The organism is Paraprevotella clara YIT 11840, from assembly GCF_000233955.1.
Classification (GTDB): domain Bacteria; phylum Bacteroidota; class Bacteroidia; order Bacteroidales; family Bacteroidaceae; genus Paraprevotella; species Paraprevotella clara.
In genome coordinates, this window is the sequence record NZ_JH376609.1 from 59,952 (window position 1) to 74,603 (window position 14,652).

At 47.3% G+C, this 14,652-nt stretch carries 12 protein-coding genes; 4 read left to right on the forward strand and 8 right to left on the reverse strand.

Annotated elements, in window-relative coordinates:
- Entirely contained in the window at positions 1-468 is a 468-nt protein-coding gene (locus HMPREF9441_RS11490) for a gliding motility lipoprotein GldH (RefSeq protein ID WP_008621301.1), read from the forward strand.
- Positions 469-472: 4 nt separating this feature from the next.
- Here HMPREF9441_RS11490 and rodA read toward each other — a convergent pair whose 3' ends face one another.
- From rodA to HMPREF9441_RS11530, 8 genes are all read right to left on the reverse strand, one after another.
- Entirely contained in the window at positions 473-1,951 is a 1,479-nt protein-coding gene (gene rodA / locus HMPREF9441_RS11495; RefSeq protein WP_008621304.1) for a rod shape-determining protein RodA, read from the reverse strand.
- On the reverse strand, positions 1,932-3,779 hold the full coding sequence (gene mrdA, locus HMPREF9441_RS11500) for a penicillin-binding protein 2 (RefSeq protein ID WP_008621305.1): 1,848 nt from the start codon (positions 3,777-3,779) through the stop codon (positions 1,932-1,934). Before mrdA ends, rodA begins: the two co-directional genes overlap by 20 nt.
- Before the next feature lie 22 nt (positions 3,780-3,801).
- Positions 3,802-4,305, reverse strand: coding sequence for a hypothetical protein (locus HMPREF9441_RS11505; RefSeq protein WP_008621306.1), 504 nt, complete (start codon positions 4,303-4,305; stop codon positions 3,802-3,804).
- A 9-nt stretch (positions 4,306-4,314) separates the two neighbouring features.
- Positions 4,315-5,163 carry a rod shape-determining protein MreC gene (gene mreC, locus HMPREF9441_RS11510; protein ID WP_008621307.1) on the reverse strand — a complete coding sequence of 283 codons (849 nt, stop codon included), beginning with the start codon at positions 5,161-5,163 and terminating at the stop codon, positions 4,315-4,317.
- A gap of 3 nt (positions 5,164-5,166) precedes the next feature.
- A complete protein-coding gene (locus HMPREF9441_RS11515) occupies positions 5,167-6,186 on the reverse strand; it encodes a rod shape-determining protein (protein ID WP_008621308.1) in 1,020 nt (339 codons plus the stop codon).
- A gap of 55 nt (positions 6,187-6,241) precedes the next feature.
- Positions 6,242-6,841, reverse strand: a complete 600-nt coding sequence (locus HMPREF9441_RS11520; protein WP_008621309.1) for an MGS-like domain protein — start codon at positions 6,839-6,841, stop codon at positions 6,242-6,244.
- Between the two features lie 414 nt (positions 6,842-7,255).
- Positions 7,256-9,286 carry a S8 family serine peptidase gene (locus HMPREF9441_RS11525; RefSeq protein ID WP_008621310.1) on the reverse strand — a complete coding sequence of 677 codons (2,031 nt, stop codon included), beginning with the start codon at positions 9,284-9,286 and terminating at the stop codon, positions 7,256-7,258.
- A 31-nt stretch (positions 9,287-9,317) separates the two neighbouring features.
- Positions 9,318-10,169 (reverse strand): hypothetical protein, encoded by an 852-nt coding sequence (locus HMPREF9441_RS11530; protein WP_008621311.1) that lies wholly within the window; start codon positions 10,167-10,169, stop codon positions 9,318-9,320.
- A 681-nt stretch (positions 10,170-10,850) separates the two neighbouring features.
- Here HMPREF9441_RS11530 and HMPREF9441_RS11535 point away from each other — a divergent pair.
- The 3 genes from HMPREF9441_RS11535 to HMPREF9441_RS11545 form a co-directional block, all read left to right on the forward strand.
- Positions 10,851-12,065 carry a tyrosine-type recombinase/integrase gene (locus tag HMPREF9441_RS11535; protein WP_244949744.1) on the forward strand — a complete coding sequence of 405 codons (1,215 nt, stop codon included), beginning with the start codon at positions 10,851-10,853 and terminating at the stop codon, positions 12,063-12,065.
- A gap of 458 nt (positions 12,066-12,523) precedes the next feature.
- A complete protein-coding gene (locus HMPREF9441_RS11540; protein WP_008621316.1) occupies positions 12,524-14,083 on the forward strand; it encodes a transcription termination/antitermination NusG family protein in 1,560 nt (519 codons plus the stop codon).
- Between the two features lie 94 nt (positions 14,084-14,177).
- A partial coding sequence (locus tag HMPREF9441_RS11545) for an AAA family ATPase (protein ID WP_008621317.1) occupies positions 14,178-14,652 on the forward strand: 475 nt, incomplete at its 3' end.

A 14,652-nucleotide genomic window follows, 5' to 3' on the forward strand; every position in this document is an offset into this window, starting at 1 on the left:
ATGACCATTCTTCGCACTCCAACGTTCATTGCAGCCGTAAGTATCCTTTTGTCGCTTACGGGCTGCAATGAGCATGTAATCTATCATTCATACCGCCACGTTCCCGAACAAGGATGGAACAGCCGGGATACCTTCACATTCGACATCGACACCGTGCGGACAGCAGCGACCTATCAGTTCGCATTGGGATTGCGTTCGACCGATTCATATCCGTACACCGTTATCTGGCTGGCAGTGGAACGGGAGTTTTCTCATCCGGACACTCTGCATCGTGACACGGTGAAATGCCAGTTGATGGATTCTGTCACCCATCGTATGGGCAAAGGCATCTATATGTACCAATACGACGTGCCGCTTCCTCCCATGACATTGCACCGCGGACAAACCGGACAAGTCCGTATCATACATCTCATGCAACGGGAAGTCCTTCCGGGCATACACGATGTGGGAGTCCTCATCAGCCGCTAAAGCCTTAATCCCTCTTGGCCAGATTGCGTCCGGCATCTATACGCAGGAATACGAACAACAAGATGGTGAAGCCCCACAAGGATGAACCTCCGTAACTGAAGAACGGCAACGGAATACCGATAACCGGCGTAAGTCCCAACACCATTCCCACGTTGATAAACACATGGAACAGGAAAACACTCATCACACAATAGCCATAGATACGCCCAAAGGCAAAGGGTTGGCGCTCGGCCAAGTGAATCAAGCGGAGAATGAGCACCAGGAACAACACCAATACTCCGGCCGCACCCCAGAACCCTTCTTCTTCCCCGACCGTACAGAAAATGAAATCGGTATCCTGTTCCGGCACATACTTCAGCTTGGTTTGCGTTCCGTTCAGGAAGCCTTTTCCTCGTAATCCTCCGGATCCGATGGCAATCTTGGCCTGATTGACATTGTAACCGGCACCCGAAGGATCGTCCTCCAAGCCCAAAAGCACGTTGATACGTACCCTTTGGTGGGGTTCCATCACACTGTTCAGCACGTAATCGGCCGAATAAAAGAAAGCCATGGAACCCAAGGCAAACAAGGCAATATAAAAGTAACGCGTGACACGCTCGCTCAAAGCCACATAGCATAAATACAAGATCATGGCCACGCATACCGTAATCAAAATCCAGGTGATGTCGAAGGGAATGACAAAGCCGGAAAAGCCAAGAGCCAATGCTATCATGCCCACACCATAAAACAGGATATTCCGTTCCACCGACACCTTGTCACAATAGACATGCACCATACCGATCGTAAAAAGAATCACCATCATCAACACCAGAAATTCTCCGGCGCTGGTGGGGATATGCCCTAACATGACGTGCTCGAAACGTACGCCCACCACAAAGTAAGCCACAGCCGACACCCCGGTAAAAAGCACGGCACCGGGCATCCCCTCCCGATAAAGCATCAGGAAAAAGGCCAGATAGACCAAAGCCGAACCGGTCTCCCGCTGCAAAATAATCAGGACGATAGGCACGACAATAATGGCCAACGTCACCAAAAAGTCTTTCCACCGCGAAATATTATATCCGTAAGCAGACATGAATTTGGCCAAAGCCAATGCCGTGGCACATTTGGCAAACTCGGCAGACTGCAAACTGAAAGGTCCTATCTTTATCCACGAATGGGAGCCCTTGATGTCTCGTGCCAAGAAAGGTGTGACAAACAGCAAGACAAGCAACAGGGCATAAATGACGTATGCAAAGGTATCGTACAACTTCCCGTCGAGCATCAAAAGGATAAAGCCCAATGCCAACGAAGTGCCTATCCAGATAATCTGCATCCCCGAACGGGAATCGAATGAAAAGATGTTCCCCTCCATGTCAAAATCGTAGCTGGCTCCGCAAATGCTGATCCAACCGAACGCCAGCAAGGCCATATATATAAGGATGGTCCACCAATCCAATGAACGCCACACGCCTTTTTCCTTTTCATCTATCCGCCGTACCATAACCGATATGTCTTTGTTGATACATCTCCGCCAATTTCTCGCTTTCGGGCGAGAGCTTGCCGTTCAAATACTGTTCCATCATCAATGCCCCGAGAGGCACACCGTAGTCTGCCCCCCAACCGCCGTTCTCCACATACACGGCAATGGCTATCTTAGGGTCGTTCATCGGGGCGAATCCCATAAACACGGAATGGTCGTGTCCACGGTTCTGTGCCGTACCCGTCTTGCCGCAGACTTCTATACCGGGAATGTTGGCTTTACGGCAAGTCCCGGCCAATACGGCCCTCCGCATCCCCTGCACCACCGTTTCGTAATGCCGGGCTTCCACCTTCGTGTACCTCCGCCGGGTGTAAAGCGTGTCTATCTGCTCGTCTTGTATTTGTTTCACCACGTGCGGCGTGATAAAGTATCCCCTGTTGGCTATTGTCGCACCGAGATTGGCGATTTGCAAAGGTGTGGCGTTCACTTCGCCCTGTCCGATGGAAATACTGATTACGGTCAACCCGTTCCATGAACCGCGATAGGCCTTGTCGTAAAAAGGAGCATTCGGAATCAATCCCCGTTTCTCTCCCGGCAGGTCGATACCGAGCTTATACCCGAACCCCATCGACACCATATAGTCTTTCCACACCGTCATGGCCTCCTGCACATTCTTGTATTTCGTCCGGTTGCCGAACATGTAATAGAGTCCCCAACAAAAATAAGCATTGCAGGAAGTTCCTATGGCCGGAACCAACTTGGCCGGTGCCGCATGTCCGTGGCATCCCACTTTCAGTCCGCGATAAATAAACCCGTGATAACAAGGGTAAGCCGTCTCGGGAGTGATGATGCCTTCCTGAAGGAAAGTCAACGCCTGCGTGGTCTTGAATGTGGAGCCGGGAGGATACTGCCCCATGATGGAACGGTTCAGCAAGGGTTTCAGCGGATTACGGCTCAAAGCCAAATGGTTCTTTCCACGCTGCCGGCCCACCATCATACGGGGATCGTAAGTAGGCGAAGACACCATGCACAACACCTCGCCGGTAGAAGGTTCTATGGCCACGATACTGCCCAGCTTGCCTTCCATCAGACGCTCGCCGAGCGCCTGCAATTCCAGATCGAGTCCCAAAGTCAGGTTTTTGCCGGGCACGGTTTTGGTATCCAGCTTTCCGTCCATGTATCGCCCTTTGATACGCCCCCGGGCATCACGCAAAAGTATTTGTATCCCCTTTTCGCCCCTCAACTGCTTCTCGTAGGCACGTTCCACACCTTGCTTGCCGATGAAATCACCATTCTGATAATACTCATCTTCCTCCACATCCGCAGGCGACACCTCACCGATGTCCCCCAAGACCAATGCGGCATACGGGGACTGGTATTGACGGATGGAGCGACGCTGCACATAAAAACCGGGAAAACGGAACAGCTTTTCCTGAAACACACAGAACTCCTCGGAAGACAACTGGCTCATGAAAAGCTGCTGGGTGTAACGCGAATAACCGGGATTGCGGTGCCGGTCCTTGATTTCGTCCATCCGCTTGATATAATATTCCTTGGTTATTCCGAGGCTCGCACACAAATCCAACGTGTCCACCCCCTGCTGCTCGTTCATGACCACCATGATGTCATACGAAGGTTGGTTGTAGACCAACAACTTCCCGTTGCGGTCGGTGATGACTCCCCGCGAAGGATATTGGATTTTCTTTAGGAAAGCATTGGAGTCGGCATTCTTCTTGTAATCATCACTCATGATTTGCAATGTGAAAAGCCGGACAATATAAATGAGGACGATGCCCGTAGCCACCGCCCCTATTACATATTTACGCTTTTCCCTATTATAATCAGCCATCCCTTCTGTCCGAAACTTCCAACTATTTATTACCGCGCATCCTCTCCAATACCAATATCAGTACAATGGAAAGCGCGCTGCTGCCCAAGTAAGTATAAAGCATGTCCAAAGCACTGAAGAAAGAAAAGATTTCAAGCATCATCACGGACGCCTGCTGCAACAGCACAAGCAACGTCACATACCAAATGTAATTCCATCCTCCCAACGTCCGGTAGCCCGGCACCATGTCTTCCAGACAGTCTTTGGGCGTAAACAACCGCAAAAGTGGCGGAGCGCACAAGGCCGTCAAAGTCATGGATGCAGCCCCCAGACCCGGCGTTTCGGAAAAGAAATCGGCTCCGAGCCCGACTGCAAATCCCCACAACAGCCACGCATAACGCGAGGTGTTCAACGGTTGGAGACAAAGGATATACACATATATGACAGGAGTAGCATAACCGAAAAAGTGGATATGGTTGAATACCAATCCCTGAAAAACCAGCAAAATGAATGCCCACAACAATCTACTGAAAAAACTCTGCATCATACATCGGCCTTATTTTTCTGATTCTATCTTTTGCTGCAAACTGTCTATCTCCACCCGATTGGGCGTCGTAAGCACACACACGTCCCTTAACCGGGCAAAGTCCGTACTCAAATTCACCTGTAACTTATAAGAAAGCCCGTCTTCCGAATTTTCCACCTTCGTCACCTTGCCGACAAACAGCCCCGCCGGAAAAACCGCAGAGAAACCGCTGGTCTCTACCGTCATGCCTTCTTTCAGGCGGGCATGGCGGGGTATATCGCCCAAAGAGGCATACAAAGGATGCCGGCCGTCCCAACGCAAATAACCGAAATAATCGGTTCCCCGCAAACAACAACTGATATTCGACTTGCTGTTCAACAGCGGCATGACAATCGCATAATGGGGCGAAGTCAGATAGACTATCCCCACAATGCCCGTACCGCATACGACTCCCATCTCGGGTTTCACGCCATCCAGCTCCCCTTTGTTGATGGTCAGGTAATTATTATGCCTGTTCACACTGTTGCTTACCACCTCGGCAGGCACCATGCCGAAACCGTCCAACAGTTCCCTCTGACGCATTTCCGTATAGGTGGAATCGTGTTCCGCACGGTCCAACAACTCCGTCAGTGCCCTGACCCGCTGCTCCAACACCAGATTCTTCCGCATCAGGTCTTTATTCCGTTCACCCAAAGCGATATAGGACAGGAAATCCGACTCCCACTCCAACACGCGTCCGGAAACGGTATTGGCAGAAGTGAACCATACACTTCCCTGATAAAGATTGAAACGAAAGAGCAACAAAAGACTACCTCCTTCCAACAGGATGAAAAGGAGCCAATAGCTATATTTCTTCAGAAAATCGAATAAGCCCTGCACGGGTTACATCAAAAAAGAAAAGTTGTTCACGTTCTTCAATGCTATACCGGTGCCTTTGGCCACACTGTGCAGCGGATCTTCGGCGATGTGGAACGGAATGTTGATCTTGTCGGTCAACCGTTTGTCCAAACCACGCAACAAAGCTCCTCCACCCGTCAGGTAAATACCGTTGTGCACGATGTCGGCATACAATTCCGGCGGCGTATTCTCCAACGCGCTCAAGACAGCCGTCTCGATACGGGCGATACTCTTCTCCATGCAGTGCGCCACCTCCTGATAACACACCGGGACCTCCATCGGCAGGGCCGTAATACGGTTCGGTCCGTACACGATATAATCCTCCGGAGCGTCCTCGCCCAATTCCGTCAACGCTGCTCCCACGTGAATCTTGATACGTTCGGCCATGCGCTCGCTCACCCTCACATTATGCTGGCGGCTCATGTATTCCTGGATGTCGGCCGTAAGGTCGTCCCCCGCGATGCGGATGGAATTATTCGACACGATACCGCCCAAGGAGATTACGGCGATTTCGGTGGAACCTCCGCCGATGTCCACTATCATGTTACCTTGGGGAGCCTCCACGTCGATTCCTATGCCGATGGCGGCCGCCATCGGTTCATAAATCAGATACACGTCCCGTCCCCCGGCATGTTCCGCCGAATCCCGTACGGCACGCAGCTCCACTTCCGTAGAACCGGAAGGAACACCTATCACCATGCGCAAGGAAGGAGAAAACAGACGGCTGCCCGTATGCACCATCTTGATGAGCCCGCGCATCAACTGTTCGCAGGCATAAAAGTCAGCGATGACTCCTTCGCGCAAAGGCCGTACCGTGCGGATATTGTCATGCGTCTTTTCATACATCAACTTGGCCTTCTCTCCCACGGCGATCATTTTGTCCGTACGCCGGTCTAATGCCACCACGGAAGGCTCGTCCACCACAATCTTACCGTCGCTGGTGATAATGGTATTGGCCGTCCCCAAGTCCATTGCTATTTCCTGAGTAAAAGAAAAGAATCCCATCAGCCCTTCACTTCATTTTAATATTTCCAAATCCGTTACCTTCAAACGCCATCCCTTACTTTCCGTTCTCGAAATAAGCATGTATGGCCGTATCGTAATGGCTGCTCACGCCGAACGCACGAGTGGCAAACCAGCGGCGGTCTTCCACATCGGTCTGCGCCCCTTTCCGGTTCAGCAAATCCAACAGCGGCCCATATTCAGCCTTGCTCGGCACGATCACCACATCCTTGAAGTTCTTGGCACCGGCACGAATCAACGAAATGCCGCCTATGTCTATCTTTTCGATAATGTCCGCCTCGCATGCACCGCTCGCCACGGTATCCTCGAACGGATAAAGGTCTACGATGACCAGGTCGATTTCAGGTATTTCATATTGTTGCATCTGTGCCTGGTCTTCAGCCAGCCCACGACGCCCGAGAATGCCGCCGAAAATTTTAGGATGCAACGTCTTCACGCGCCCACCTAAAATAGAAGGATAAGTCGTCACTTCCTCCACGGCCTGGCAAGGATAACCCAACTCCTCGATAAACTTCTGCGTACCTCCCGTAGAGAGGAACTTCACACCTTCGTCATGCAACTTCTTCAACAAAGCGTCCAGCCCGTCCTTATGAAAGACCGACACCAATGCGGTTTTGATTCTTTTCGTTTCAGCCATAGTCTTAATACTTATATACGTTTAAGGTACAAAGATACGAATTTTATACTGATTCACGGTGTCTTATCCTTAAAAAAATAGGTAGTTACCACTTCCTTTATAGACTACCTGAAAAATCCATAATGATATCATTCAAATTGAAATTCTACCTTTCTGCCATGTATTCATAGATTTTACCCAAACCGCCAAACGCGCCGCCCCGTTAGCCCCCGTCCGAATCACTTGCTCTCTGTCCACTCGACAACTCACCTCTCGCCATTATCCTTATTTGCGACCAAAAGTTTCTACAGTCAAGCCATATTAAAAACTTATATCTGTCAGAAATCCCATATACCTAATAAACAACAAAATACCCCAAGGTTTTTAGTATAAAACCCCGGGGCTATCAACCAAGAAACAAAGCATTGCTATCTTCTATCTCTTAATAATAAATTTATCACTGAATACAACAACACCATTCTCCACTATGCTCAGAATATAATACCCCTCCGACAAATCTGAAACAGGGATTACCGCAGTTCCCAAGGACAAATCTATGTTTTTAGACAAGACCCTATTTTGCAATGAATATACGTTAACCGTTACATTATGGGTTGGGCACATCAAAATTTCAGTTTCATTATCCTTATCCACCTCAGTAATTGCTAAAGAATGACCGACAACATTCTCAACAAGCGCATATCTTGAATTTGAAAATGTATATGGCACGTTTACATTTATGTTATGGATTATCCTCGAATTTGGCGTACTAATACGTGCATTTATGTCAAACGGTTTAACAAAGTAAGGCATATCCCTATCCTCCACTTCAAGAATATATCGGTTTTGTGATTCTTTCGTAAAAGTGTAAGAGGTTATATTGCTAAGTTCATGATAAGGAATGCTCCATATTATTTCACATCCCTCCGGAACCCCAACACCCGTAATATCTAAAGTGATAACCCCTTTGGCAACACCCGGAACCCTAACCACTCGACTTATCTCTATTTCAGGTAATAACGACTCGGCTACAGCCACTGCGCTTCCAGCATCAAGTAAGCCATAACCAGTTTCGTCATTCCATGCCCCATGAGGATATCCCCCCGAATAAATATATCCATTCAACTTTTGACAAGTAGAATCTATTATTGCACTCAAACATCCGACATCCAACAACGGATTGACAGAAAGCATCAGAGCCGCTACCCCAGAAACATGTGGACAAGCCATAGAAGTCCCACTTTTGTTTCCTACTGTATTATTCAGAACCGTCGACAATATATTAACACCCGGAGCAACTAAATCCAAACGCTCACCATAACCAGACGTCGAAGCCCTTTCGTGATTTTCACCAATAGAACCTACACAAATGATCCTTTCATCAGAACTGCCGGGATAATCAATCGTATTATAATTCCCACTTGCGAATGTTACAATCGTCCCCAATCCGTCACGCCCTTGCGTCAATGCAACTTCTATGGCATCCTCTAACAAAGCACTCTTCAAGCGATCATGCAATCTACCTCCCTGATCCCCCCAAGAATTATTTATCACGGAAGCACCATTCTGCCAGGCCCAAGTCAATCCATTTGCCAATTCCTCTGAAGCTGTAGCTGTAGCCGTCAAAGGATGACTTACAGGCATAAGCCTAGCATCTGGTGCTACCCCTGCAACAAATTGCCCATTTATACCTGCAGCTATAATCCCTGCTACATGTGTACCATGGTCACCATAGACTACAGCATTTCCACCAGAAATCACATCATAACCATCAAGTAGATTTTCTTGAAACTCTATGTGACTGGCTTCTATTCCTTTATCAAGAACAGCCACCACCGTTGTAAAATGTCCTTTTGTCAAGCCCCAAGCTTCTGTCACATTAATGGCTTCCAGTCCCCATTGTTTTCCCCACATAGGTTCATCATCCCCACCTGAAGTTTGAAAATTAAAAATAAATCCAGGATCCACTTCCTCTACCCTACCTGTCTCAAAACATTTGTTTGCCATTTCTATAGAATTGCCAGCAGAACAGATTGAAGTAGATAGTACATACCACGAAGGCATTAATGCCACTTGACGTTCCACCTTGCAACCATTCTTTACAGCAAAATCTTTCAAAAAAGCGGTATCTTTTTCCGTTTGTATTTTTACATAAAACAGATTGGATACAGGGGTTTGGGATGGGGCTATTACCGGCTCCACAGAAAGAATCTCTGTAGCCCCGCTTTTTAACCCGACTTCATCCAACTGTTTCTGTCCTATAATACAAAAGTTCTTGCCTGACATTCCTTCCTCCGATTTTAGGATACCCGTTTCGCGTAAAACATGATCAGAAGAAAAAAATATGGTGTATCTTACCGTATCTATAGAAATCGGTATTCTTTCACCTTTATAATAATAAAAAGTCTGGGCTTCCAGTGAAACCATAAAAGCTATTTGCACTAAGAATAAGACTAATCTTCTCATTGTATCTGTTTTTTATAGTTCATATCTTCTTTTAATAATCCTCATAAACGGACTCCACCTCCATACCGACCCGCACGTTTTCGGGTACCTTATCCAACACTGAAGCATAACACACATCCGTTATTTCCTCTGTAAGTCCGTAAAAACACATTTTGGCCTCATAGGCATATTCCGTACGACTTAATGGCTCTAAGCGGGTTTTCACCCCACAAAATTCACCACTCCCATATTCGTGCCAAAGAATAATAGATTGGGTAGAGAAATCAAAATCCTGCAATTCGGGGTATTTGGAAATTTCTATTTCATCCACATAGTCCAGCAATTCATCACGCGTTCGCACCAACTTGCATTCCCCATACCCTAAAACAGTAGAGTTTCCCTCCATCCTAATATCCTCTTTTAACCCCAACCCCTCTTCCAACAATACGGAGTAAGAGAATACTGAATTGCTATACATTTTATCATATTTTTTACAAATTACATGTCGATACAAAGTATCTTCTCCGGAATACAGGCATCGCAAGGTATACTCATACCCTCCGGCTTTACATATCAACGTATCAACCTCTACGACGTAAGCGGCAGAAGGTATTTCAGCGATTCCTATCACGTATGTGAAATGTTCCAAATCTAATTCCCCCACTCTTACTCCCATACCTGGCGGACATAAATCTGTCCAATCATCAGGTTCGTTGATGCAAATAAGTTCCCCTCCAACAAGACGCTGAAAAACAGGTAAAAAAAAGGATGAGTCCCGGCTCGACATTTCATAAGCCGCGCGAAATGGCAGTATTTCTTCTTCAATGGGATTTTTTGTATTTTCATTTCCACAAGCAAATAAAAACAAAGCCATTCCCCATATAAAAAAACGATACTTTTTCATGACTTCACGATTTAAAAGGTTACACATATTACTATCAACGCAAATTTAAGAAAAAAAAGCGAATAAAAAATTACTAATAAGAAAAATATTCCGAAAATGAAATAAAACTAGAATGACACAGCCTGACCATCATACAGGGAAAAACGAAAACAGGAAACTACAATAAAATGATTAAGGGACAGTAGAAATCAGGTAACAGTTTAGATGTTCCTGCCGGACTGCCAGCATACCCCGTAAACTCCCCCACACAGTTTTTTGCAAAAAGAGCCTTCATCTTTCAGAGCACACAACAAGCAACTATCATACAGCGCATTACGTCCTGAAGGATGTTTCAGGCATCTTTCAGTGCCCTTTCATGGCGGAGAGCGGTAAAAAGTTCTCAGCCAAACGTTTTTTCAATCTCAGTCGAACTATTTTTCAATCTCAGCCAAACGTTTTTCCGTTCTCAGCCAAACGAAATGAAGTCAAGCTGAAAGATGCCTGAAACATCCTTCAGGACGTAACATATACGTAATGAAAGACTTACCATAGCACCTGAAAGATGAAGGCTCTTTTTGCAAAAATTCCGGGAGAAGGACATGCAATAAGGAATGACACCTTTACGGTCGGGATTATACGGGCATCACCGTTATATCATAAATGACTATACAACTTATTATCATTCTTAAAGTAAAATTCATTATGGCCTCATTCAAATTGAAATTCCGCCCTTCCGTCACGCAAGGGCAAGAAGGGACCTTGTATTTCCAAGTGATTCATCGCAGGGTGGTGAAAATGATTTATACCGATTTCCATATACGACAGGACGAATGGAATGATACCACCTCCTTTATCCGAATCACCGGCACGCCGGAAAGGCAGGCTTTCCTGCAACTGACGGCTTCCAAAGTGCAGTGGAACACCAAACAACTTACGGCCATCATCACGGACAAGGAAACAGCAAGGGTGGAATACAGCACGGAAGACATCGTATCGGCCTACAAGCGGTTACCGCCCTGCCAGACATGGTTCGGTTTCATCCGCGACATGGCCGCAAAAAAGGAAAAGACAGGCCGGCAGGGAACGGCCAAGACTTATCGTGACGCATTGAACAGCTTTATCCGGTTCCGCCAAGGAGAAGACATGGCACCCGATGCTTTGGATAAGGAAACGATTGCCCAATATGAGGCATGGTTGAGAAGTTGCGGACTCAAGCGCAATTCATCCTCATGCTACCTGCGCAGCCTCCGTACCCTTTACCGCAAAGCTGTTGAAATGGGTCTGACTACGGATAAAGGTATCTTCCGCCACGTGTTCACCGGCTTTGCCAAAACCGCCAAACGAGCCATCCCGTTAGAGTCTGTCCGAACCATCAGGCTCCTCCCCCTGCCCTGCCACTCGCCCCTCGCCTTTGCCCGGGATATGTTCATCCTGAGCATTTACCTGCAAGGAATGGCATTCGTAGACCTTGCCTATCTACGAAAGTCCGACATCCGTAACGGCGTATTGCAATACAATCGCAAAAAGACGCGGCAAAGTCTAAGCATCGGTTGGGAACCTTCCATGCAGGCTATCGTCGAGGAATATGCCCATTTGACGGTTGGCAGCCCGTACCTGTTGCCCATCATCACTCGAACCGACGGCACGGAGCGTCGGCAATATGAAAAAGCAGAACATAACATCAATCGGAATCTAAAGAAAATAGGCCGGATGGCAGGCTTGTGTATTCCGCTTACGACCTACGTGGCCCGCCACACCTGGGCCAGCACTATGCGAGACATGGGTTATGACCTTTCGATTGTAAGCACGGGCTTGGGACACGAGAACCTGAAAACCACGCAAATCTACCTTTCTTCGATCGACACCATGGCCGTAACGAAAGCCAACAAGAAGATGATTGACAAGATATTAAAATAAACCCAACCGACATAAAAAGTTTGATTCCCATGGAGGTTGTATAATATGAAGCGGCCACTTGGCGGCAAAGTTAGTAAAAAGAACTGAATCCGTAGCGCTTTACGCAAATATTTTTTGAAAAACATGTATTCAAGCCCTCATTTGTTAGACAAATCACGATGATAAACTATAAAACAGTATTGATTTTAAACGATTTGCCGCCAAGTGGCCGCTTCATATTATGCAACAGCACAAAAGCGGTCGCCTGAAAAGGGAGAATAAACCATTCTAAAACAAAGGATATGGAAACAGATTTTATGAAGCAGACCACGCTTCGTTCATCTCTTTCTATAAAAACGGCAGGTATTTGTTGCTGAGGTTCCTCCAGAATACTACCGTTACACCTGAAACAAGGTATCCCATAACTCTTATGCGTCCGGCATGAGGGGAAAATAAGGATTGCACTTCAAAGTTCGAGAATGACAATACCGGAACATACCGACACGGAAACAGACCGTAGCGTGAAGCCGCATCGTCACGACAAACTAAATAAGGTGGATTTCCAATGGTTTGTCGTCCGCACCCTTCCCCATCAGGAAAGGAAACTGGCCGATTTGCTTTCGGCTCATCTGTCACACACTCATAATATCCTTGAGGTATATTGCCCTACTCATACCACAGTAAATTTAGAAGACAAAGTCAGGAAGCCACAGACACCCTTGTTTGCCGGTTATGTATTTGTCCTCTCTACCCAAGAAGCTTTGGTCGATTTCATCGACAAGCAGTACCCGGATGGCACTATCCTATATGAACGCAGAACGGCATCCGGACGTAAGGCTTGCTTCCTGACCATACCCGAAGGACAGATGCGTTTCTTCAAGGATTTCAACGAAAATTATGCGGAACACGTCATCGTCCTGGAACGTCCTTATAATAATTACGCTTTTAACCCGAAAACCGGCGAGCCGAACGAGATTGTCAAGGTCTTGGACGGCCCGTTGAAAGGCCGCGAAGGATATTTGACCCGTTTCCACAGAGAACGGAGACTGGTTTTCAACATGAAAGCCATTGACTCAAACCGTCATTTCGCCGTTTCCATTCCTAACGTCTGGAACTTTCAAGTCGTACGTCTGCACAATACCGAAGGCGACCGTCAAACCATCGGTACCCGTAAAGCAAGGGCTGTCGATTGGCTCATCGGTATGTTGGAAAGCTGCGGATATGACGGAAAAACGCTTCCGATGCTATACGAAATAGTAGAATCACTGGCAGTAAAGCCATCGTTCGCCGAACTTCGCAAAGACCTCATCCGGAAAGGCCATGAAGCATTAAGTCAAAGAATGGCCCGTATGAGCGCCCAAGATGCCGAACTTATCCTGAACCTTGTCCGTTACGAGCATGACAATCCCGGTTATGTAAGAAATCATTGGGACAAGCACGTCATCCGTCCGTTTCTCACCCCTACTTCGGGCGTGGAATTTGAGGACGGCAAAGACGAAGCGGTATTGCCACACGCACATTTCACGGAAATCATCCGAAAGACGGACATTACGGAACAAGCCTACCGCCCCAGCAAGGGCGAGGAAGAATCTATGACCACCACTTATTACAGCCATATCGGTATCATGCCCGACACGCTCCATGGCGGTTACATCCTCTTTGCCAACTGGGACATATTCTTGGGCCAATATTTCCTGACCACAGGTAAGGCCAACGAGCGTTTGGTAGAAGGAACGAGCCGAAACGGCAAAAGCGCGAAAGACGGTAATGCTCAGGAAGAAAAGCTCATTGAGTCGTTCCGGAACTTCTCCCCCACGCTCTACCGTGTCCTGACCGATAAGGATTCGGCAGTAAAAGCCTTCCCCCGCCTCAAGATAGGGGAAGAAACCCTGAACGTATTGGCCATTATGGCCACGGACATCGACAGTGCCAAAAAACGACTGGCCACCACTTGCATCGAAATCTGTAAAGAAATCAACGCGACCACACATCTGGCCGTCTGGCGCAGGTATTTGCAGACTGTGTGGTTGCATCAATAGGACATAAAGAAAACTTTTCCGGTAAAACATTTGCATAACTTTTCATTTTCAGTAACTTTGTACTTATCCAAATACAAAAAATGAGGGTTCGACTATGCAGTATACAAGGAGACTATATCCGATAGGAATACAGACATTCTCAGAAATAAGAAATAAGGCATTCCTGTATATCGACAAAACGGAATATATCCACCGTTTGGTGCATGCCGATTCGAAATACATCTTTTTGAGTCGCCCGCGCCGCTTTGGCAAATCCCTATTGACCAGCACCTTGGAAGCTTATTTCCAAGGGTGGAAAGATTTGTTCAAAGGTTTGACCATGGAGCTATTGGAAACGGAATGGACGGAATACCCCGTGTTGCGTTTCGACATGAGCCTCGGCAAGCACATGGAAAAGGAACAACTGGAACGTTATTTGTCCTCACAGTTGGAACAGATGGAGCATAAATACGGCATCCTTACGGAAAGCCCGGATGCCAACATACGTCTTACGAACCTGATCCGCCGCGCCTACGAACAGACAGGTCGTCAAGTAGTGGTGCTCATCGACGAATACGATGCGCCCTTGC